This window comes from Leifsonella bigeumensis (assembly GCF_039537265.1).
GTDB lineage: Bacteria > Actinomycetota > Actinomycetes > Actinomycetales > Microbacteriaceae > Terrimesophilobacter > Terrimesophilobacter bigeumensis.
This window is the reverse complement of sequence record NZ_BAABAE010000001.1, coordinates 273,882-295,304: the sequence shown is the minus strand read 5'-3', so window position 1 is coordinate 295,304 and position 21,423 is coordinate 273,882. Positions and strand designations below refer to the sequence as shown.

Below are 21,423 nucleotides of genomic sequence, written 5' to 3'. Positions count from 1 at the left end.
GTGCAACCTCGCTCTGGTCGATCGGGCGACACTCGCGCCCGGCGGATGCGGCACCGCCCGGTCGGGGCGGGTGCCAAGGTTCTAATCTAACGTCGGCCCGGTGAGCACACCTGGTAGCTTCTCCACAACCTCCGCGCTGGCGGCTAGGAGTTTCTCCACAGATTCGGCTTCTCCGATGGAGATCCGGATGCCCTCCGGCAGCAGCACGCGCCCGACGATGCCGTGCGCGAGGAAGATGTCGTTCGCCGCCTCGGTGTCGGCGCCGGTTGCGAACCAGAGGAAGTTCGCCTGCGACCTGGGTACCGGCCAGCCCTGCGCGCGGACCGCCTCGAAGACGTCGTCGCGCCGGGCCGCGAGCACAGCCACGCGCTCCAGGAGTTCCTCCTCGTGATCGAGCGCGGCGAGCGCAGCACGCTGGGCCGGTTCGGTCACCGAGAGCGGAATCGCGGTCGCTCGGGCGGCGTCGAGGATGCGCTCCGGCCCGATCGCGTAGCCGACGCGCAGCCCGGCCAGCCCGTAGGCCTTCGAGAAGGTGCGCAGCACGACGAGGTTCGGGTACCGGCCCAGCACATCACGGCCGTTGACGGCGGCGGGGTCGGTCACGAACTCGACGTAGGCCTCGTCGAGCAGAACGAGCAGGTCGCCCGGCACGGCCGCCATGAACGCGGCGAACTCCTCCGCCGTCACGATCGAACCGGTCGGGTTGTTCGGGGTGCAGACGATAGCGACCCTGGTGCGATCGGTCACGGCAGCCGCCATCGCGGCAAGGTCGTGGCGGTGGTCGGGGAGGTTCGGGATGCGGATGCTCGTGGCGCCGGCGACGGTGACGAGCCCCGGGTAGGCCTCGAACGAGCGCCACGAGTAGAGCACCTCGTCGCCCGGGCCGGCAGCGGCCTGGATGAACTGGGCGAGGATCGACACCGACCCCGAACCGACGTGGACTTCACCACGGGAGACGCCGAAGCGCTCGGCGAGGCGTTCGCTGAGCAGCGTGGCTGCAGCATCCGGATAACGGTTGACCGACATGGCGGCAATCGCCTCGACGACGGCGGGGATCGGCGGGAACGGGTTCTCGTTCGACGACAGCTTGTAGGCCTCGGCCGGCGCCGGCTTGCCCTGCCGATACGGTGCGGTGGCGAGGATCTCCGGGCGGAGGCGGACGGCGGGGGTTCCGGGCGAATCTGTCACGGTCTCCAGCCTATTGCCGAGTCCCTTCGTTGCGCGGCACAGAAGGTGCAGTGCATAGTTGTGGAATGTCACGTTTGCTCGTCCGCCTCGTCATCAACGCCATCGCCCTCTGGCTGACAACCCTCATCGTCCCCGGGGTCACCGTCACCGCGTTCCCCCCGGGCGACACGCTCGCGGTGGTGTTGACCTACCTGCTCGTCGCCCTCATCTTCGGCGTCGTCAACGGGGTCATCGGCAACTTCATCCGGATCGTCGCCTTCCCGATCTACATCCTGACGCTCGGGCTCATCGCCCTCGTCGTGAACGCGCTGCTCCTGCTGCTCGTGAGCTGGATCTCCGGGCTTCTCGGCTTCGGCCTCCACGTCGACAGCTTCCTGTGGGCAGGGGTGCTGGGCGCCCTCGTGCTCGCGCTGCTCAGCTGGCTCATCGGGATCGTCCTGAGGCCCTTCGTCAAGACTCGCTAACGCCACCGCCCCTCAGCCGCCGTCCCCGAACAGCCCGCCCCTGAACCACCCATCTTTGAGGAACGCCGAAGGCCCTCATCAGGGAGCGATGTCGGGGGCGGTGACACGATGCGCCAGATACACCGTCGAGGTGACCGTTCCGTGCGCGGGGTGCTGGAGCCGGCGCAGCGTCGCCTCGATCCTGGGATCGCTCGACCGGTCGATGAGTGTGGCGGTCTCGAGATAGTTCGACAGGCGGTGCGCGGGCAGCACGAAGTCACCCGGCGGTGGCGGCCCGTCGAAGAGCTGCCGACGCACGACGACCGGTTCCGAGGAGGCGAAGGTGCCGCCGAGTGCCGGCACGAGGTCGTTGCTGTGCTCGAGGGCGAGGTACGGGATGTCGTGCGGGACCGCGACCTGTCCCGCCGGTGCGCCGAGTGTGACCAGTCCGTTCACCGCGTAGTCGCCGGATGCCGCGAGCTGCGCCGCGATGAGCCCACCCTGCGAATACCCGGTCAGGGTCACCGGCGAGGCGGAGTCGATCCCGGCGAGCCTCATCGCCTCCTCGACGGCCCGGTACGAACCTGCGCTGCCGCCGCCCATGGCCACGAGGTTGCTCGTCATGTCCCACGGCTCGTCGTCGCCGGAGACGGAGAGCTCAGCGGTACCCGCGATGTACACCTCGAAGCGGTCGGGCCCGCCCCGCGCTGAGATGCGGTCGATGCGGATCTGGTCCGGCTCATCCGGAATCCGCTCCGCCCGGTCGCGAACGCCGCCGGCCTCCGGCACGCCGGTCACGCTCGACCTCGGAGCCACGGTCACCGGGCTCTCCCTGGCGAGACCGAGCGCACCCGCCGCTCCCGCCACGACAGCAGCCGAGGTGTCGACTCCGACGAGACCGAGTCCCTCGTCGCCGACAACCCGGCCGACGATGGGGGCCACGCGGCCGAGCCCGGCGCCGGCGTCATCGGCGGCCATGACCGAGTACCGCACCGCCTCCACGAATCCGGGGTCGTTGAGTGCGGCATTGTTGTTGCGGAGCCAGCCCCCCAGGGTTGAGCCGAGACGCGATCGGCCTTCCGGTGAGAGGCTCGCGAACACCGCCGCGCCGATTCCGCCCATCACGAGGAGCCCGGGCATCGCCATCGCGAGAAGGTGGGGCACCGCGACGCCGGCCAGATATCCGAGTCCCGCCGCGAGCTCCTGGCCCATCCGGGCGGCGAATCGATCCGCGAACTCGTAGCCGCCGGCCGCGTTGCGGAGGCCGAATCCGAGCCGGCGGCAGTCGTCGCGCGCCCGTAACAGCGCTCCGAGCGCCGTGTCGATCGCCGCCTCGGCGAGCACGGCGCTGCGCGGGGCGTCGACCGCTCCGAGTATCCCGTCGCCGATGACCCGGTTGAGAGAGGCTAGCCGCCCGCGGTAGTCATCGAGCTCGGCGGAGAGGAGCCAGAACCTCGCCGACTGCTCCAGAAGGGCCGAGGTCGTGACCGAGACCGCGTTCGGCCCGCTCACCACGAGCTCGTCAGCCACGGCTCTCCAGGGTCGCCGACGCCCGGGTGCTGTGCGCCGACGCCTCGGCCAGGCACGACCGCGCCTCCTCGATCCCGATGCGAACGCGCTCCACTAGTTCGTCGTAAGCGGCACGGGCGGGACCATCCCAGTCGGCAGGAGGGAGCTCCGGCATCCGGTGCCGTGCCGCGTCGGCGACGATCGCGGCGAGGCTGCGGAGCCGCCAGGCCTGTTCGTCGAGGAGCAGGCGAAGGCACTCCGCCGTCGACGGTTCGGCGATCAACACCGCACATCCTCCTCGTCTCGCGGCTTGTAGCCAGGCTCGCATTCGACCCCCATGCTGGCCCTGCACCGCATCGGGCCTGCGTTTCACGGGACGGATCGGTGGAGAACGAGCCTCATAACGGGCTCTGGAGGAGTGGAGCGCCCGAGCGGGGACTGGGGCTGGGGCGAGCGCCGAAACTGCGGGAGAATGGAGGCATGAGCTTCGACCGCACCCTCGACGAGTCGGCGTTGTTCAGGATCTGCTTCGTGTGCACCGGCAACATCTGCCGTTCCCCGATGGCCGAAGTCGTGTTCCGCGAACTCGTGCGCCGTGCCGGTTTCGCCGGCTCCGTCACCGTCATCTCGGCCGGCACCGGCGACTGGCACGTCGGCGAGAACTCCGACGAACGCACGATCGCCGCTCTCGCCTCGCACGGCTACAACGGCGCAGGGCACCGCGCCAAGCAGTTCGACCCGGGGTGGTTCGACCACCTCGACCTCGTCGTCGTCTTCGACCGCAGCCAGGAGCGCATCCTCAAGTCGTGGGCGACCACCGAGCAGGATCGCGGCAAGGTGCAGTTGCTGCTCGGGTTCGACCACGACCAGGCCCCACAGCTCGAGGTGCCCGACCCGTATTATTCGGATGCGGCCATGTTCGACACCGTGCTCGGCATGATCGAGCACGCCTGCAGCGCCCTCTTCCACCAGGTCGAGCCGGGAATCAGACGGAGAGTCTCATGAGCCAGTTGCCCATCCAGCCGCTCAGCCCCCTCGACGGGCGCTACCGCGAGGCCGTCGCCCCACTAGGCGAGCACCTCTCCGAGGCCGGGCTCAACCGGGCGCGCGTGCGGGTGGAGGTCGAGTGGCTGATCTTCCTCACCGATCACCGGATGTTCGGCTCGACGCCGCTCGGCAATGGCCAGAAGGAGGCGCTGCGGGGCATCGTCTCCGGTTTCGGCGAGGACGACATCCGGGAGCTCGCCGAGCTCGAGGCCACGACCCGGCACGACGTCAAGGCCGTCGAATACTTCCTGCGCGCTCGGCTCGAGGCTCTCGGCATCGCCGGGGTCTCTGAACTCGTGCACTTCGCGGCGACGAGCGAGGACATCAACAATCTCGCCTACGCGCTCACGATCGACGCCGCTATCGGTGAGGTCTGGCTGCCGAAACTGCGCGCCGTCATCGGGGCGCTGCGCGAGCGCGCGCGGGCCCACCGGGCGGATGCCATGCTCGCCCACACGCACGGCCAGCCGGCCACCCCGACGACCGTCGGCAAGGAGTTCGCGGTCTTCGTGCGACGCCTGGACCGGATCGCCGGGCAGGTCGAGGCCACCGAACCGCTCGGCAAGTTCAGCGGGGCGACGGGAACGTTCGCGGCGCACCTCGCCGCCGACCCCGGGCAGGACTGGCCGGCGCTCTCCAGGTCATTCGTCGAGTCGCTCGGCCTCGTGTGGAACCCGCTCACGACGCAGATCGAGTCGCACGACTGGCAGGCGGAGCTCTACGCGAGGGTGAGCCACGCGAACCGCGTGCTGCACAACCTCTGCACCGACGTCTGGTCGTACATCTCGATGGGCTACTTCACGCAGATCCCGCAGGCCGGCGCGACGGGGTCGTCGACCATGCCGCACAAGGTGAACCCCATCCGGTTCGAGAACGCGGAGGCGAACCTCGAGCTCTCCAGCGCGATCCTCGACTCGCTCGCCTCGACCCTCGTCACCTCGCGACTGCAGCGCGACCTCACCGACTCGAGCGCGCAGCGCAACATCGGGGTGGGTCTCGGGCACTCCGTGCTCGCGCTCGACAACATCCTGCGCGGGCTCGGCGAGATCGCGGTCAACCTGCAGCGGCTCGCCGAGGACCTCGAGGCGAACTGGGAGGTGCTCGGCGAGGCGATCCAGACGGTCATCCGTGCCGAGATCACGGCCGGGCGCAGCACCATCGCCGACCCCTACGCGCTGCTCAAGGAACTCACCCGCGGCAAGCGGGTCGGGCGGGAAGAGCTCGCGGCCTTCATCCAAGGCCTGGATGTCGGGGCCGAGGCGAAGACCCGACTGCTCGCTCTCACCCCCGCCGACTATGTCGGTCTCGCGAGCGCTCTCGTCGACCACGCGGACTGAGCGGGACGCAGCCGGCGGCCCGGTTCAGTGACCCGCGCGATCCTGCTCGTCGAGGTCGGTCCGTTCGTCTGCGTTCGGGGTCGCCGAGAGGGCGAGCAATGCGATCGTCACGACCGAGAGGATGAAGGCGACGCCGAATCCGATCGCGGCGAGCCACACCTCGCGTGTCGTCAGCAGGAGCACGAGCCCGGTGAACAGGCCGATCACGGCCGAGAGGCCGAGCAGTTCGAGCGGCCGGAGCCGATCGCGAAGACTTGGCGTTTCCATCAGTCACGCTCCGTTGCTGGTTGGGCCGTCGCCGGCTTCTCCTGTGCCGCCCACCGGGCGGACAGCCCGCCGATCACGAGGAAGACGCCGACGAGGATCGCATAGGCGCCGATGATCCCGACGACGATGATCTGGGAGGTGAGCAGGCCGCTCACGACGACGCCCTTGTCCTCGGCCGACCACGGCAGCGCGTAGTCGGCGGGCACGATGAGTACGGCGATCGCGAGGAGCGCCGTCATGACGCCGAGGGTCAGCCACTCACGCGAGGCCGGATGCCGCCCCCGCCCGCGGAGACCGAGGTACAGCTCGAGAAATCCGGTCACGGCCGCGAAGGCGATGACCACGAGGAAGAGCGCGCCCGGCCCGGACGTGCAGAAGACGAGCGCGACGATGCCGGCCAGGGCCGAGACCGCAGCCTGCGTGAGCGAAACGCCCCGCAGCATCCGGTCGTCGAGGCGGAAGGAGCCCCAGGCGATGACGGCCCCAGTGATGATCGCGAACGCACCGAAGGCGACGAGCCCGAAGAGCGCGGTGTGGTCGGCGGAGAAGGTGATGACGAGTCCGACGACGATAGCGGGGATCGCCCGGGCGAGCGGCACCGGCCAGTACGGTGCCCGCGTTGTCCCTGCGGACACGTGACCTCATTCCCTCCGTCGGACGAATGACTCCAGCTTACGCGCCGACCGCACCCCGGATCATGCTGACCAGGGCGCCGATCAACTCGGGCAGGGCATCCGCGTCGGGTTGCTGCGCGACGAGCCACATGTCCATCGCCTCGCCCATGCCGAGAATCACGGCGATCAGGAGGGTCGGCGGCAGGTCAGCACGCACCGCCCCCACGCGCTGTCCCGTCGAGAGCGCCTGCTCGATCCAGGGCAGTGTGGCCTGTTCGACCTCGCCCATCGCCTGCTGGAAGGCCGGGTTCTTCGAAACCGCGACCCAACCGCGAAGGAGGGCCGCGAGCTGGGGGGAGGCTGCGAGGGCGGTCATGAGCCGCAGGTAATAGTCCTCGAGGGCCGCCCAGAAGCCGTCGGCGCCGCCGTGCTCCAGCTCGGGCAGCGGGCCGACACTGGCGAAGAGCCCCTCGAACTCGGTGCGCGTGACGTAGGTGTAGAGATCCTCCTTGCCGTCGAAGTAGTAGTACATCGAGCCCTTCGAGATTCCGGCCGCCTCGATGACGCGATTGAGCGATGCGTCGCGGAATCCATGTGCGGCGAACTCGTCCAGTGCACTCCGCAGAATCGCCTGCTGCTGTGCCGACGGCAGTTTCGCGAAACGGGGGCGCACCATGCGATCAGCGTACCGACGGGCTCTCCACGAACCTCGGCAACTCGATGGCATCGCGGAAGCTGCGTCCCATGATGAGGTCGCCCGCACCGGGCAGCCCCATCATCCGCATCGCGGTGTTCCGCACGAAGAGCTGCCAGCGATTCTTCGGCGCGAACGCCAGCCCGAGGCCTTCCGCCGCATCCTGCTTCGACCGGATGAACGGGAGGAGCCGCTCTTCGTAGCGGGCGAAAGCCTCGCCGTGGTCGTCGGTCCGCGCGAGCTCCGCGGCCAGCGTGTACGCGCCGATCATCGCGAGAGCGGAGCCCTGACCGGCCAGGAAGGAGGGAGCGGCACCGGCGTCGCCGACGAGGGCCACGCGCCCGGTCGACCAGGACGGCATCCGGATCTGGCTCACCGAGTCGAAGAAGAACTCCCTCGCCTTCGGCATGAGCTCGAGGATGGCGGGCACCTCCCAGCCTGCGTTGCTCAGCGCCGTGCGCAGCAGTTCTTCCTGTGCCCGACGATCCTCAGGCATCGCGCCATCGTGCAACGCGGAGATGAGGAACAGGGTGTTGTCGTCGTCGAGCGACAGGCGAAGGGTCTGGAATCCGATGTCCGCGTACATCATCGCCACGAGCTCGTCACGCGGTCGATATCCGGTGGCTTCGAATGCGGCGAAGACGATGCCGAGGTACCTCTCGAACCGGTCGTCGGGACCGAACGCGAGCCTGCGCACTCTCGAGTGAAGACCGTCCGCGCCCACGACGAGATCGAACTCGCGGGTCGAGCCGCTCTCGAAGGCGACGCGAACCGATGCCCCCTCATCCTCGAGCGCCATCACCGAGTCCCCGAGGATCAGTTCGGCGCCGCCCTCGAGCGAGTCGTAGATCACGGCTGAGAGGTCGGAGCGCGCGATGCTGAGGTAGTGCTCGCCCGACTTCATGATCTTCGCGGGCTTCACGGATGCCAACCGGCGTCCGGTGCGATCGATCGCCCTGGCGTCAGTGAAGACGTAGCCGCGGCGACGCAGTTCCGGCACGATGCCCATCTGCTCGGCCACGTCGAAGCCGGCGCCCCAGAAGTCCACGAGATAGCCGCCTTTGCGGAGTTCGGGCGCATGTTCGACGATGGTGACCTCGTGCCCGGACCTGAGCAGCCAGTAGGCGAGCGTCGGTCCGGCGATGCCCGCTCCCGAAATCAGCACCCTCATCGTGTGCTCCTCTCCGAGCGCGATTAGACCACCAGTCTAGACCGGTGGTCTAATTCGTCAAGCGGAAGCGCTAGATCGCGGCCATGTCCTGGAAGCGCGAGAAGTGACCCTGGAAGGCGACGGTGATCGTGCGGGTCGGACCGTTCCGGTGCTTGGCGACGATGAAGTCCGCCTCGCCGGCGCGAGGGTTGTCCTTCTCGTACGCGCTCTCCCGGTGCAGGAGGATGACGACATCCGCATCCTGTTCGAGGGAGCCCGACTCGCGCAGGTCGGAGAGGGCGGGCATCTTGTCGGAGCGCTGCTCCGGGCCGCGGTTGAGCTGGGAGAGCGCGACGACCGGAACCTGGAGCTCCTTGGCGAGCAGCTTGAGCGCCCGGGAGAACTCGCTCACCTCCTGCTGCCGCGACTCGACCCGCTTGCCGGAGGTCATGAGCTGCAGGTAGTCGATGACGACCATCTTGAGCCCGACCCGCTGCTTGAGCCTGCGGCACTTCGCCCGGATCTCGACGAGCGTCATGTTCGGGCTGTCGTCGATGTAGAGCGGCGCGTCGTTGATGCGGCCGCGGGTATGGGCGATCGTCGTCCAGTCCCGGCTGTCGACTGTGCCCTTGCGCATGTTCTGCAAGGGCACCGAGGCCTCCGCGGAGAGCAGCCGCATCGCGATCTCGCTGCGACCCATTTCGAGGGAGAACACGATCGACGGCAGGTCGTTGGCGATGGATGCCGCCCGCGCGAAATCGAGGGCGAGCGTCGACTTCCCGAGCGCCGGCCTCGCCGCGACGATGATGAGCTGCCCCGGATGCAGCCCGTTGGTGAGCTCGTCGAGCTCCGCGAACCCGGTGGGGATGCCGGTCATGAGGCCATCGCGACCCTTGGCCGCCTCGATCTCGTCGATCGCGGTCTCGACCGCGGTTGTGAGCGGGACGAAGTCCTCCGAGTCGACGCCGCCGGTCACACCGTAGATCTCGGCCTGCGCGTTGTTGACGAGGTCGACGACCTCCCCCTCGCTCGCGTAGCCCATCTGCACGATGCGGGTCCCCGCCTCGACGAGTCGCCTGAGCACGGCCTTCTCGGCGACGATGTTCGCATAGAACCCGGCGTTCGCCGCGGTCGGCACGAGGCTCGTGAGGGTATGGAGATACTCGGCGCCGCCCGCGCGACCGAGCTCGCCGGTCTTGGTGAGCTCGTCGGTCACGGCGATGACGTCGGTGGGCTCCCCATGCGAATAGAGCGTGAGAATCGCGTCGAAGATGAGCTCGTGCTTCGGGATGTAGAAGTCGATGGCGCGCACCGTCTCGATGACGTCGGCCACGGCATCCTTGCTGAGCAGCATGCCGCCGACCGCGCTCTGCTCCGCGAGGAGATCATGCGGAGGGGTTCGGTCGGTGGAGCGGTACTCCGACGACTGCCGCTGGCCGTACCCCTGGTCCGGCCGTTGGTCGGACGACTGGCCACCGGCGAGGCCGAGGTGAGCTATCGACATCCGGTGCCCTCTCGCTTTCCCTGCCGCCACCGTGGGCGCAGCTCTGTTCCAGACTGCGCCAGGCGCGCCGATTCGCAGTCCGCCCACGCCGACGCGGCGGTGGCTCTGCACCCATTCCTACACAGCACCAACGACATCCGGCACACGCTGGAGCGTCGGATGTCCCTGTTCGGGTTGATGTGGCTACACCCTAGGAACAACCGGCCCCCGCCCTCAAGCAGGCCTGTGGACAAGCCTGTGAATCGAATGCGCGAAACGCCGGGCTCAGTGTGGGCAAGCTGTGGACTGTCCTGTGGACAAATGGCGATTTTCGTAGTGGATATCTACCCTGACCAGCATTTCCTCTGAAACCTGGCTGTGTGTAGAAACATGTTTATAGTTGTGGTTGAGGGTTGGCCATCACCGGACCGACTGTGTACAGGACTGTGAGACTTTCCGCAACCGGAACCGGGTCTCCCACACAGAAGAAGCGGCAGTGACGAGCCGTCGCCCGCCCCTGCCGCTCCCGTGAAACGCCTACTTCGCGGCGACCACCCGAACGGTGATCGTCGCCACCAGGTCGTCACGGAGGCGAACGGTCGCCTCGTGCTCACCCGTGGCCTTGATCGGAGCACTGAGCTCGATCTTGCGCTTGTCGATGGTCCCGAGCCCGGCGGCCGAGACGGCATCCGCGACATCCGAGGTCTTGACGGAGCCGAACAGCCGACCGCCCTCTCCGGCCTTGACCGTGAGGGTCACCGGCGTCGCCTGGAGCCTCGCCTTGAGGTCCTGGGCCTCCTCGATGGTCGCGTGCTCGCGCGCGGAGCGGGCGGCCTTGATCTGCTCGATCTGCTTTTCGCCTCCGCGCGTCCAGACCACGGCCCAGCCCTGCGGGATGAGGTAGTTGCGGGCGAAGCCGTTCTTGACGTCGACGACGTCACCGGGGGCACCGAGACCGGTGACCTCATGCGTGAGAATCAGTTTTGACATGTCTCGTGTCTCCTAACGGCCCGAGCCCGCGTACGGAAGCAGAGCCATCTCGCGCGCGTTCTTGACGGCACGGGCGATGAGACGCTGCTCCTGCACGGAGACACCGGTGATGCGGCGAGCGCGGATCTTTCCACGCTCGGAGATGAACTTGCGAAGGGTTGCGACATCCTTGTAGTCGATGACGCCGACCCTGATCGCCTTGGCGGGGGCGGCGTTCTTGCCGCCCTTCGCGCCGCGGAGCGGCTTGCGGCGATCGCCGCTGGACTTTCCGGCCATGATTTCCTGCTTTCAGTGAAAAGTTGGGGAGAGGCCTAGAAAGGCGTCTCGTCGTTGAAGTTGCCGGGCGTGTTCCACACGTCACCGGAGGAGGCGTCGGATGCCGGAGCGGACGATGCCCACGGCTCGTCGCCGCCCTGGCCGCCGCGGGAGGATCCGCCACCACTGGTGGTGCGGGTGACCTGCGCGGTCGCGTAGCGGAGGCTCGGGCCGATCTCGTCGACCTCGATCTCGTAGCTCGTGCGCTTCTCGCCCTCCTTCGTCTCGTAGCTGCGCTGCTTCAGGCGCCCGGTCGCGATGACCCGCGAGCCCTTGCTGAGCGAGCCGGCGACGTGCTCGGCGAACTCGCGCCACACGGAGGCGCGAAGGAAGAGGGCTTCCCCGTCCTTCCAGTCGTTCGTGGCACGGTCGAAGTTGCGCGGCGTCGAGGCGATCGTGAAGTTCGCCACGGCGAGACCGTTCTGCGTGTACCGCAGCTCGGGGTCGGCGGTGAGGTTGCCGACGACAGTGATGATCGTTTCGCCCGCCATGGCCTACTCCGCGTCCTTGTCGGATGCCTCGGCATCCGGGGTGGTCTCGGCGGCGGCCTTCGCCGTGGTCTTGGCCGGAGCCGCGGCCGGCGCTGCAGCTGCAGCCGGTGCCTTGGCAGCGGTCCTGGGTGCGGCGGCAGCCTTGCGGGCGGCCTTCTCGGCGGCGAGCTTCTCGGCCTCGGCGACCTGGGCGATCGCCTCCTCCGCACGCAGCACCTTGGTGCGCATGACGGCTTCGCTGAGCTTCAGCTGGCGGTCGAGCTCGATCGTGGCAGCGGGGGTCGCCGTCATGTCGACGACCGCGTAGATGCCCTCGGTCTTCTTGTTGATCTCGTAGGCCAGACGACGCTTGCCCCAGATGTCGACCTTGTCGATCGTGCCGCCATCCGCGCGGATGACGCCCAGGAACTTGTCGAGGCTCGGAGCGACGGTGCGCTCATCGATCTCGGGATCGAGGATCACCATGAGTTCGTACTGATGCATAACTAACCCACCTCCTTCGGACTAGAACGGTTGCAGACGATCTGCAACAGGAGGGTTGTGGCATCGTGCCACCCGGTCAACAGACCGAGGGCAACCTGCCTAGTGTAGTCAGTGTCCCCCTCTCGTTTCAAGGAGCTCTGAAGCAATGCCCATTCGGGTTGCCATCGCCGGTATCGGAAACTGCGCCAACGCGCTCGTCCAGGGCGTCACGTTCTACCGTGACGCCGCGGAGTCGGAGGTGATTCCCGGTCTCATGCACAACCGGCTGGGCGGCCACGCGGTCGGCGACCTCGAGTTCGTTGCGGCCTTCGACGTCGATGCGCTCAAGGTCGGAACCGATCTCGCCGACGCCATCTGGGCGAGCCAGAACGACACGCTCCGGTTCGCCGAGGTCGCCCCGACCGGCGTGCTCGTGCAGCGCGGCCCCACCCTCGACGGGCTCGGCGAGTACTACCGGGAGCTGGTCGAGGAGTCGGTGGCTCCGGTCGTGGATGTCGCGCAGGCCCTGCGGGACTCCGGTGCGGAGGTCTTCGTCTGCTACCTGCCGGTGGGCTCGGATGCCGCGGTCAAGTTCTACGCGCAGGCGGCACTGGACGCCGAGGTCGCCTTCGTCAACGCGCTCCCGGTGTTCGTCGCGAGCGACCCGGAGTGGGCGCAGAAGTTCACCGACGCCGGTGTTCCCCTCGTCGGGGACGACGTCAAGAGCCAGCTCGGCGCGACCATCACCCACCGCGTGCTCGCGCGGCTGTTCGAGCAGCGCGGTCTCGTACTCGATCGCACCTACCAGTTGAACGTCGGCGGCAACATGGACTTCAAGAACATGCTCGAGCGAAGCCGCCTCGAGTCGAAGAAGATCTCGAAGACCCAGGCGGTGACGAGCAACATCAGCGCCAGGCTCGACCCGAAGAACGTGCATGTCGGCCCGAGCGACCACGTCCCCTGGCTCGTCGATCGCAAGCTCGCGTTCGTGCGACTGGAGGGCCACGGCTTCGGCAACGCTCCGACGAGCCTCGAATACAAGCTCGAGGTGTGGGACTCCCCGAACTCCGCCGGCGTCGTGATCGACGCGATCCGGGTGGCGAAGGTCGCGCTCGACGCGGGCATCGGCGGTCCGCTCGTGGCGGCATCCGCCTACCTCATGAAGTCGCCGCCCGTGCAGTACCCCGACGAGGAGGCACGGGCACTCCTCGAGGCGTTCATCAGCGATCCAGCCTGAGCCGGCCCCTCAGCGGGCGGCGTGCCAGGCGAGCAGGCGACGGGTTGCCTCCTCCTCGCCGAGCGGCCCCTCGGAGAGCCGCAGCTCGAGCAGGAACCGGTAGGCCTCGCCGACCTCGCGTCCGGGCTTCAGCCCCAGAGCGGCCATGATCTGCTCGCCGTCGAGGTCGGGTCGGATGGCGGCGAGCTCCTCCTCCTCGCCGAGCGTCGCGATGCGGTCCTCGAGGTCGTCGTAGGCGAAGGCCAGCCGATCGGCCTTCCTGCGGTTGCGCGTCGTGACATCCGCCCTCGTCAGGATGTGCAGCCGTTCGAGCAGCGGACCGGCGTCGCGCACGTAGCGCCGCACGGCGGAGTCGGTCCAGGCGCCTTCGGTGTAGCCGAAGAATCGCAGGTGCAGCTCGATGAGGCGCGCGACACTGCCGATGGTGTCCTTGTCGAAGCGCAGTTCGCGCATCCGCTTCGCCGCGAGCTTCGCGCCGACGACGTCGTGGTGGTGGAAGGTCACGACTCCGCCCGGCTCGATGCGCTTCGTCGCCGGTTTGCCCGCGTCGTGCAGCAGGGCTGCCAGGCGCAGGACGAGGTCGGGGGCGTCATCCGGATGCCGTTCCCGCTCGAGGTCGATCGCCTGGTCGAGCACGGTGAGGCTGTGCTCGTAGACGTCCTTGTGATGATGGTGCTCGTCGACCTGGAGCTGCAGCGCGGGGAGTTCGGGCAGGACGAGCGCGGCGAGCCCCGTCCCGACGAGCAGTTCGAGACCGGCCCGGGGCGACGGCGTTCGCAGCAGGCGGCTGAGCTCGTCCCGCACGCGTTCGGCGGAGACGATGGAGATCCGATCGGCGAGGTCGGTCATGGCGCCGGCGACCTCGCCGGTGACCGTGAACCCGAGCTGGGAGGTGAACCTGGCCGCCCGCATCATCCTGAGCGGATCGTCTCCGAAGGAGACCTCCGGGGCGCTCGGTGTGGTGAGCCGCCGAGCCATGAGGTCCTCGATGCCACCGGATGGGTCCACGAGCACGAGCTGGGGGAGGCGCAGCGCCATGGCGTTGACGGTGAAGTCGCGTCGCACGAGGTCCCCCTCGAGCGAGTCGCCGAACTCGACGACCGGTTTGCGGGTCTCCCCGTCGTACGCGTCGGTGCGGTACGTGGTGATCTCCACGGTCTTTCCGCCGATCGTCGCGCCGATCGTGCCGAACGCCCTCCCCACATCCCAGTGCGCGTCGGCGATGGGCGCGACGATCGCCAGGATCGCGTCGGGGTCGGCATCCGTCGTGAAGTCGAGGTCATTGAGGGGCACACCGAGGAAGGCGTCGCGCACGGAGCCCCCGACGAGCGCGAGTTCGCGCCCCGCCGTCGCGAACGCCGTGGCGAGCCGGCTCACCTGAGGCGACGCCGCCAGTGACCCGAGTTGCGCGATGGCCGAGGCGGCGCTGTCCATGCGCTCAAGACTACCCAGCGTCCGACCAATAGAATCGCTTCAAGCCGGCCGAGGAAAACCCCGGGGCCCGCTCCCACCTATGAGAATCGTCCCTGTACTGCTCGCGCTCGGCCTCGCCGTCGGGGTTCTGGTCGTGCCCTCCGTCGGGAACGCCGCCGTACCGCCCATCGACGACGGCAGCGTCAGCCTCGTCGCCGCGCCCGCCTTCTCCGGCGTTCTCCGCGCCGGCCAGGCGCTCCAGGTCACCGGCACCGTCACCAACAGCACGGGCCAGGACATGGATGCCGGGGTCGCTTCCGTGTATCTCCCCGAAATCGGCCTCGGCAGTCGTGACGCACTCTCCGACTGGCTCGACTCGGACGCGGGCAGTGCCGGCGTGCCACTCGGAACCGCGCTCGGAACCACCGAGATCGGCGAGCTCGCACGCGGCCAGGTGCGCACCTTCACGATCACGATTCCAGCCAAGGCGCTCCGGCTCTCCGGGACCGCGACGACCGCGCACCCGCTCGCGATGCGCCTCGCGAGCGGGGATGTGGAGGTGGACTTCGCCCGCAGCGCGGTCGTCTGGCTGCCGGACGGCACCGTCCCCGAGGTCTCAGTCGCCGTGGTGACCCCGCTCGTGGCCCCGTCAGGGGGGACCGGGCTCATCGATGCCGCAACGCTCGAGACGCTCACCGCCCCCGGCGGCCTGCTCGACGTCCAGCTCCAGACGGCTCTGTCGCATCCGGTCGCCATCGGCGTCGACCCGATGATCATCGCCTCGATCCGCATCCTCGGTTCGAGTGCATCGCAGTCGGCGCTCGACTGGCTCGCCCTCCTCGCGAGCGCGTCGAACGACGTGTTCCCTCTCGGCTACGCGGATGCCGACCCCGCACTCGCCGCCCAGGCCGGCGCGACCCTGCCGCTCGCCCCGCTCGCATTCCCGATCGACGAAAGCCTGTTCCCGGTGACGCCGGAGGAGACTCCCGAGCCTGGAGTGACGCCGGTGCCGACCCCGCCGCCGGCCGTCCCCACCCCGGAGACCCTCCTCGACTGGACGTACACGATCGAGGGACTCGCCTGGCCCGCCGATTCCACGGTGGCCCCCGACGACCTCGCAGCACTCGCGAACGCCGGATACTCCCGTCTGCTGCTGAACTCCACCCAGCTCGAGGGCACCATCGGATCGAGCCCGAATGTCACCCTGCTGAGCCCGGACGAAACCGATGCGGCAGCGAAATCCGACACGAAGCTCACCGCGACCGTCAGCGACGACGCCCTCTCCCGGCTCGTGCGCACGGCAGCGACCGCGCTGACCGATGTGGAGGCGAACGCCGCCCTCGCCGCGATCTCCGCGCAGCTCGCCGTCACGGCATACGCCGATCGGGGGACGACGCTCGTCGCCACCCTCGGTCGTGACGGCTCGGCGGCCGGGCCGCGCATCGACGACGTGCTGGGCACCCTCGAATCGCTTCCCTGGGTCTCCGTCACGAGCCTCGGCGAAGCCCTCGTGCTCCCCGCGCAGGCCGCCAGGCTCGCACCATCCGCACAGCCCGACGACCGTGTGTCGACGGCGCGGTCGCTCCTGGCCGCCGAACGGGATGTCACCGCGTTCTCCTCCGTCGCCGACGACCCGACCCTCGTCACCGGTCCGCACCGGCTCGCACTGCTCGGCCTGTTCGCCGAATCCTGGGCCTTCGACCAGGCCGGATGGGCCGCCGCGACCACCGCCTACCTGGAGGAGAGTCGCGCCACACTCGAGTCGGTCCACATCCCGGACGGCAGCACCGTCAACTTCCCGCTGGAGAAGGGCAACCTGCCGATCGCGGTGAGGAACGAGCTCGCCTTCCCGGTGACCGTGTATGTCAGGGTGCAACCGGAGCGGGCCATCCTGGACGTGCTCGACAGCCGGGTGGAGCTCAAGATCGAGGCGAACTCGCAGGCGAGGGTTCAGATCCCGGTGCAGTCGATCGCCAACGGCGAGGTGCGCACGATGGTCACGCTCACGAGCTCCAACGGCACGCGCATCTCCACGCCGACCGTCGTCGACCTCAACGTGCAGGCGGGCTGGGAGACCACCGCCACGGTGGTGCTCGTGATCGTCGTCATCGGATTGTTCGGTGCAGGAATCTGGCGTACCGTGCATCGACGACGCAAGGTTCTGCGCGCGGCGCACGAACCTGACGGCGCCCCCGAAGCGACCGGAGAGGACGAGTCGTGAGCACCGACGCCGACCCGCTGCCCGGCACCGCCGCCGGCACCGCGCGGCTGGGGTCGGCAAGCGCCCTGCTGGCCTCCGGCACGATCGTCTCGCGCATCCTGGGCTTCATCAAGGTGGCCGTGCTCGCTGCCGCCATCGGCCAGGTCGGCAGTGCGAGTGCGGACACCTTCGCGATCGCCAACCAGCTTCCCAACAACGTCTACGCGCTCGTCGCCGGCGGGGTGCTGAGCGCCGTGCTCGTTCCGCAGATCGTGCGGGCGAGCAGCGGAGCGGATGGCGGCCGTCAGTACATCAACCGGATCGTGACGCTCGGTGTCGTGATCTTCGCCGTGGTCACGCTCATCGCGACTCTCCTCGCCCCCGCGCTCATCGACCTCTACTCGCAGTCCGCCGTCGCCGCATCGGACGGCACCGGTCGTGGCTTCAGCCCTGAGGCCTTCGCGCTGGCGACCGCGTTCGCGTACCTGTGCCTGCCGCAGATCTTCTTCTACGCGCTCTACAACCTCATGAGCGAGGTGTTCAACGCCCGCAACGTCTTCGGACCCTTCGCCTGGGCGCCGGTCGTCAACAACATCGTCGCGATCGCGGGGCTCGTGGTGTTCATGGCGCTCTTCGGCGGGGCGCAGCAGAACAGCGCCGTCGACGTGTGGTCGTCGGGGCGCATCCTGCTCCTCGCCGGCACCGCGACCCTCGGCGTCGCCGCGCAGGCCGTCGTCCTGTTCCTGTTCTGGAGGCGCTCCGGCCTGAGCTACCGGCCCGACTTCCGCTGGCGCGGTGTCGGCCTCGGGGCGACCGGTCGAGCCGCCGGCTGGCTGTTCGGGATGGTCGTCGTCACCCAGATCACCGGGGTCGTGCAGAGCCGCGTCGCCTCGATGGCCTCGGGGGATGCCGCCTCGATCTCGGCCCTGCAGAACTCCTGGCTCATCTTCATGCTCCCCCACTCGGTCGTCGCGGTCTCGATCGCGACGGCGTACTTCACCCGGATGAGCGGGCATGCCGCCCGCTCCGACCTCGCCGCCATGCGCACCGACCTCTCCGGCTCCCTGCGTGGAATCGGGCTGCTCATCGTGTTCGCCTCGGTGGCGCTGGCGGTCGTCGCCTACCCGTTCGCCCGGTTCTTCGAGAGCGACTACCCCAACGTCGTGGCCATGGGCAACGTCATCCTCGCGCTTCTGCCCGGCCTGGTCCTGTTCAGCGCGCTGTTCGTGATGCAGCGCGCGTTCTACGCGCTCGGCGACACGCGCACCCCGTTCATCCTGCAATGCGTCCAGTCCGTCGTCTTCGTCGTCGGGGCCATCGCGTGCATCGCACTGCCCACCCAGTGGATCGCCGTGGGAATAGCGGTCTCCACCACCGTCTCCAGCAGCACGCAGGCGGTCATCGCGATCCTGCTCGTTCGTCGGAGGCTCGGCGGGGGCGGCGGGGGGCTCATCCTCGTGCGCTACCTCCAGTACCTCGGCCTCTCGCTCGTCGCGGGGGGCATCGGATTCGGCGTACTGCTCCTGCTCGGCGGCCTCGACGCATCCGGATTCGCGCAGTCCGGCAGGGTGCAGGCGATCGTCGCGATCGCGATAGTCGGGGTCGTCATGGCGATCGTCTACGGCGGGCTGCTGGCCGCCATCCGCAACCCGGAGCTCGTCGGGGTCACCAGATCGATCGCGCGCCGCCTCGGTCGCCGGAAGGCGGAATAGCCGCCGAATAGGATGTGTTGTAGCCAGTACGACGTGAAGGGGATCTCCAACGTGCGCCAGCTCATCATCATCGGCTCCGGGCCTGCGGGCTACACTGCGGCGATCTACGCCGCACGCGCCAACCTCTCTCCGCTGCTCATCGCGAGCTCGGTCGAAGCCGGTGGCGAACTCATGAACACGACGGATGTGGAGAACTATCCGGGCTTCCCCGAAGGCGTCCAGGGGCCGGAACTCATGGGGCTCTTCCAGGCACAGGCCGAGCGATTCGGCACCGAGGTCGTGCTGGACGACGTCACGAAGCTCGAGCTCGACGGCCAGGTCAAGAAGGTCACGCTCGGGTCGGGCAGGGTCGAGGAGGCCCTCGCCGTGATCTATGCGACCGGCTCCGCCTACCGCAAGCTCGGGGTCGAGGGCGAGGACCGCCTGAGCGGCCACGGCGTCTCCTGGTGTGCGACCTGCGACGGGTTCTTCTTCCGGGAGAAGGTCATCGCCGTCGTCGGCGGGGGAGACTCCGCGATGGAGGAGGCCACCTTCCTCACCAGGTTCGCGAGCAAGGTCTACATCATCCACCGCAGCGAGACGCTGCGGGCATCCGAGATCATGCAGGAGCGTGCCCGGCAGAACCCGAAGATCGAGTTCCTGCTCAACAAGGTGGTCGAGAAGATCGACGGCGACGCCCTCGTCACGAACGTCGTGCTGCGCGACACGGTCGACGGCGGCGAGAGCACGCTCGACCTCAATGGGCTGTTCATCGCCGTCGGGAGCGACCCCCGGGTGCACCTCGTGCACGGCCAGCTCGAGCTCACCGCTGAGGGCACGATCAAGGTCGACGGGCGCACCTCGAAGACCGACATCCCCGGCGTTTTCGCGGCCGGCGACGTGCTCGACCCCACCTACCGCCAGGCGGTGACCGCGGCCGGCTCGGGCACCGTGGCCGCACTCGACACCGAGCACTACCTCGCGTCACTGCCCAAAGACCTGCTGGCCGAGGCCAGCGCCACACCGACCGCGGTACCGGCCTGACCGCCGGCGCCACCACTGAAGGAGAAGAACCAGCAATGTCCACAGCGACCGACGTCACCGATGCCACCTTCGAGCAGGAGGTCCTGAACTCCGAGACCCCCGTCCTCGTCGACTTCTGGGCCGACTGGTGCGGCCCCTGCCGTGCCGTCTCACCCATCCTCGACCAGATCGCGTCGGAGAACGAAGGCAAGATCCGGCTCGTCAAGGTGGATGTGGACGCCAATCCGCAGGTCGCCATGAAGTACCAGATCACGTCGATCCCGGCGATGAAGGTGTATCAGGGCGGCGAGGTCGTCAAGACCGTCATCGGCGCGATGCCGAAGCCGGCGCTCGAGGCGCAGCTCGCTGACTTCCTGAAGTAGTTCCGTGGTCACCTCGGGGGGAGGGCTGGGCGAAGTCATTTCGGGTCTCCGCCCGTAAACGCCCGCCACACCCGAGACCCGAAACGTCTTCGCCCAGCCCTCCAGTCACGTCGACCCGGGACGATCTCCCTGAGGCGGCGCAATCGGGACTTCTACCCCGTTATTGTTGAGGGATGGCCGGGCTGAGCGAGGGCAACAACCTCGACCCCTGGTACGGGCACTACGCTGCGCGTACGACGGGGTTGAGCGCCTCCGAAGTGCGCGCGCTGTTCGCCGTCGCGTCGAGGCCCGAAGTGGTCTCGCTCGCCGGCGGAATGCCGTTCGTCTCCGCCCTCCCCACCGAGCTCGTGACCAGCGCGATCGATCGCCTCATGCGCGAACGCGGCCCGGTGGCGCTCCAGTACGGCTCCGGGCAGGGGGCGCCGGAGCTGCGCGAGCAGATCCTCGACGTCATGGCGCTCGAGGGCATCCGGGGCAGCGTGGACGATGTCGTCGTCACGACCGGCTCGCAGCACGCTCTCGAGCTCATCGCGAAGCTCTTCCTCGACCCGGGTGACGTCGTACTCGCCGAAGGGCCGAGCTATGTCACGGCGCTCGTGGTGTTCCGGTCCTTCCAGGCCGAGGTCAGCCATGTCCCGATGGACGAGCACGGGCTCATCCCTGCCGCTCTGCGCGAGCGGATCGCCGCGCTGAAAGCCGCCGGAAAGCGCCTCAAGCTGCTCTACACGGTCCCGACGTTCAATAACCCGGCCGGGGTGACCCTCAGCTGGGAGCGACGCCTCGAACTGCTCGAGATCGCCCGCGAGAACGACATCCTGGTTCTCGAGGACAACCCGTACGGGCTGCTGTACTTCGACGGCCCGCCCCCGCACGCGATGCGGTCGGTCGAGAAGGATGGTGTGGTCTACCTCGGCACCTTCTCGAAGACGCTCGCCCCCGGTTTCCGGGTCGGCTGGGCACTTGCACCCCACGCAATCAGAGAGAAGCTCATTTTAGCGAATGAAGCGGCCGTGCTCTCCCCGAGCTCCTTCACCCAGCTGGTGATCTCCGAGTACCTTTCCTCCGCCGACTGGAGGGCCCAAATCGACACCTTCCGCGGCGTCTACCGGGAACGCAGGGACGCCATGCTCTCCGCCCTCGCCGAATACCTGCCGAAACTCAGCTGGACCATACCGAACGGCGGTTTCTACGTCTGGCTCAACCTCCCAGAACAGGTCGACGCGAAGTCGATGCTGCCCCGTGCGGTCAAACAGCTCGTCGCCTACACTCCGGGAACCGCCTTCTACGCGGATGGCAATGGCCGTAACAACATCCGGTTGTCCTTCTGCTATCCCACCCCCGAATTCATCCGGGAGGGCATCCGGCGCCTCTCCTCGGTCATCACGGGGGAGCTCGAGTTGCTTGACACCTTCTCCCAGACCGGACCGCTCACCCGGATCACAGCCGAGCGGAACGTCACGAGTCCACCGCCGAACCTCGGCTAGCA

21 protein-coding genes and 1 pseudogene are annotated in these 21,423 nt (G+C 68.3%); 9 read left to right on the top strand and 13 right to left on the bottom strand.

Annotated elements, in window-relative coordinates; genetic code table 11:
* Nucleotides 1–81: 81 nt before the first annotated feature.
* On the bottom strand, nucleotides 82–1,188 hold the full coding sequence (locus ABD678_RS01495; protein WP_344752983.1) for a histidinol-phosphate transaminase: 1,107 nt from the start codon (nucleotides 1,186–1,188) through the stop codon (nucleotides 82–84).
* A gap of 65 nt (nucleotides 1,189–1,253) precedes the next feature.
* Here ABD678_RS01495 and ABD678_RS01490 point away from each other — a divergent pair, with 65 nt between their 5' ends.
* The gene (locus ABD678_RS01490; RefSeq protein WP_344752981.1) at nucleotides 1,254–1,652 is read left to right on the top strand and encodes a phage holin family protein; all 399 of its coding nucleotides are present in this window, start codon (nucleotides 1,254–1,256) and stop codon (nucleotides 1,650–1,652) included.
* A gap of 78 nt (nucleotides 1,653–1,730) precedes the next feature.
* Here the strand turns inward: ABD678_RS01490 and ABD678_RS01485 are convergent, their stop codons facing one another.
* Both ABD678_RS01485 and ABD678_RS01480 read right to left on the bottom strand, forming a co-directional pair.
* Nucleotides 1,731–3,161 carry a hypothetical protein gene (locus ABD678_RS01485; protein ID WP_344752979.1) on the bottom strand — a complete coding sequence of 477 codons (1,431 nt, stop codon included), beginning with the start codon at nucleotides 3,159–3,161 and terminating at the stop codon, nucleotides 1,731–1,733.
* Nucleotides 3,154–3,426 (bottom strand): hypothetical protein, encoded by a 273-nt coding sequence (locus ABD678_RS01480; protein ID WP_344752977.1) that lies wholly within the window; start codon nucleotides 3,424–3,426, stop codon nucleotides 3,154–3,156. The genes ABD678_RS01485 and ABD678_RS01480 overlap by 8 nt, the downstream gene beginning before the upstream one ends.
* 194 nt (nucleotides 3,427–3,620) lie before the next feature.
* Between ABD678_RS01480 and ABD678_RS01475 the strand changes: the two genes are divergently transcribed.
* Nucleotides 3,621–4,145 carry a low molecular weight protein-tyrosine-phosphatase gene (locus ABD678_RS01475; RefSeq protein WP_344752975.1) on the top strand — a complete coding sequence of 175 codons (525 nt, stop codon included), beginning with the start codon at nucleotides 3,621–3,623 and terminating at the stop codon, nucleotides 4,143–4,145.
* Entirely contained in the window at nucleotides 4,142–5,524 is a 1,383-nt protein-coding gene (gene purB, locus ABD678_RS01470) for an adenylosuccinate lyase (RefSeq protein ID WP_344752973.1), read from the top strand. The genes ABD678_RS01475 and purB overlap by 4 nt, the downstream gene beginning before the upstream one ends.
* A 24-nt stretch (nucleotides 5,525–5,548) precedes the next feature.
* Here the strand turns inward: purB and ABD678_RS01465 are convergent, their stop codons facing one another.
* The 9 genes and pseudogenes from ABD678_RS01465 to rpsF all read right to left on the bottom strand — a co-directional run.
* Entirely contained in the window at nucleotides 5,549–5,791 is a 243-nt protein-coding gene (locus tag ABD678_RS01465; RefSeq protein ID WP_344752971.1) for a hypothetical protein, read from the bottom strand.
* Complete coding sequence (locus ABD678_RS01460) at nucleotides 5,791–6,426, bottom strand: HdeD family acid-resistance protein (RefSeq protein WP_344752969.1); 636 nt, start codon at nucleotides 6,424–6,426, stop codon at nucleotides 5,791–5,793. The genes ABD678_RS01465 and ABD678_RS01460 overlap by 1 nt, the downstream gene beginning before the upstream one ends.
* Nucleotides 6,427–6,463: 37 nt before the next feature.
* The gene (locus tag ABD678_RS01455; protein WP_344752967.1) at nucleotides 6,464–7,081 is read right to left on the bottom strand and encodes a TetR/AcrR family transcriptional regulator; all 618 of its coding nucleotides are present in this window, start codon (nucleotides 7,079–7,081) and stop codon (nucleotides 6,464–6,466) included.
* Between the two features lie 4 nt (nucleotides 7,082–7,085).
* Nucleotides 7,086–8,270: an FAD-binding domain gene (locus tag ABD678_RS01450; RefSeq protein ID WP_344752965.1), complete on the bottom strand. Its 1,185-nt coding sequence runs from the start codon at nucleotides 8,268–8,270 to the stop codon at nucleotides 7,086–7,088.
* 70 nt (nucleotides 8,271–8,340) lie between these two features.
* On the bottom strand, nucleotides 8,341–9,753 hold the full coding sequence (gene dnaB / locus ABD678_RS01445) for a replicative DNA helicase (protein ID WP_344752963.1): 1,413 nt from the start codon (nucleotides 9,751–9,753) through the stop codon (nucleotides 8,341–8,343).
* A gap of 516 nt (nucleotides 9,754–10,269) precedes the next feature.
* Nucleotides 10,270–10,722, bottom strand: a complete 453-nt coding sequence (gene rplI, locus ABD678_RS01440; protein ID WP_344752961.1) for a 50S ribosomal protein L9 — start codon at nucleotides 10,720–10,722, stop codon at nucleotides 10,270–10,272.
* Between the two features lie 12 nt (nucleotides 10,723–10,734).
* Nucleotides 10,735–10,998, bottom strand: a complete 264-nt coding sequence (gene rpsR, locus ABD678_RS01435; protein ID WP_344752959.1) for a 30S ribosomal protein S18 — start codon at nucleotides 10,996–10,998, stop codon at nucleotides 10,735–10,737.
* Nucleotides 10,999–11,033: 35 nt separating this feature from the next.
* Nucleotides 11,034–11,528 (bottom strand): single-stranded DNA-binding protein, encoded by a 495-nt coding sequence (locus tag ABD678_RS01430; RefSeq protein WP_344752957.1) that lies wholly within the window; start codon nucleotides 11,526–11,528, stop codon nucleotides 11,034–11,036.
* Between the two features lie 123 nt (nucleotides 11,529–11,651).
* Nucleotides 11,652–12,011: pseudogene (gene rpsF / locus ABD678_RS01425) on the bottom strand (30S ribosomal protein S6); the annotation flags it as partial.
* A 145-nt stretch (nucleotides 12,012–12,156) separates the two neighbouring features.
* Here rpsF and ABD678_RS01420 point away from each other — a divergent pair.
* Nucleotides 12,157–13,227: an inositol-3-phosphate synthase gene (locus tag ABD678_RS01420; RefSeq protein ID WP_344752955.1), complete on the top strand. Its 1,071-nt coding sequence runs from the start codon at nucleotides 12,157–12,159 to the stop codon at nucleotides 13,225–13,227.
* A 9-nt stretch (nucleotides 13,228–13,236) separates the two neighbouring features.
* On the opposite strand, the gene ABD678_RS01415 is transcribed toward ABD678_RS01420, so the two are convergent.
* On the bottom strand, nucleotides 13,237–14,661 hold the full coding sequence (locus tag ABD678_RS01415) for a CCA tRNA nucleotidyltransferase (protein WP_344752953.1): 1,425 nt from the start codon (nucleotides 14,659–14,661) through the stop codon (nucleotides 13,237–13,239).
* 79 nt (nucleotides 14,662–14,740) lie between these two features.
* On the opposite strand from ABD678_RS01415, the gene ABD678_RS01410 reads away from it, so the two are divergent.
* From ABD678_RS01410 to ABD678_RS01390, 5 genes are all read left to right on the top strand, one after another.
* The gene (locus ABD678_RS01410; protein WP_344752951.1) at nucleotides 14,741–16,861 is read left to right on the top strand and encodes a DUF6049 family protein; all 2,121 of its coding nucleotides are present in this window, start codon (nucleotides 14,741–14,743) and stop codon (nucleotides 16,859–16,861) included.
* Nucleotides 16,858–18,552, top strand: a complete 1,695-nt coding sequence (gene murJ / locus ABD678_RS01405) for a murein biosynthesis integral membrane protein MurJ (RefSeq protein WP_344752949.1) — start codon at nucleotides 16,858–16,860, stop codon at nucleotides 18,550–18,552. Before ABD678_RS01410 ends, murJ begins: the two co-directional genes overlap by 4 nt.
* Before the next feature lie 51 nt (nucleotides 18,553–18,603).
* Complete coding sequence (gene trxB / locus ABD678_RS01400; RefSeq protein ID WP_344753527.1) at nucleotides 18,604–19,575, top strand: thioredoxin-disulfide reductase; 972 nt, start codon at nucleotides 18,604–18,606, stop codon at nucleotides 19,573–19,575.
* A 35-nt stretch (nucleotides 19,576–19,610) separates the two neighbouring features.
* The gene (gene trxA, locus ABD678_RS01395; RefSeq protein ID WP_344752947.1) at nucleotides 19,611–19,937 is read left to right on the top strand and encodes a thioredoxin; all 327 of its coding nucleotides are present in this window, start codon (nucleotides 19,611–19,613) and stop codon (nucleotides 19,935–19,937) included.
* Between the two features lie 173 nt (nucleotides 19,938–20,110).
* A complete protein-coding gene (locus ABD678_RS01390; RefSeq protein ID WP_344752945.1) occupies nucleotides 20,111–21,421 on the top strand; it encodes an aminotransferase-like domain-containing protein in 1,311 nt (436 codons plus the stop codon).
* Nucleotides 21,422–21,423: the final 2 nt, after the last annotated feature.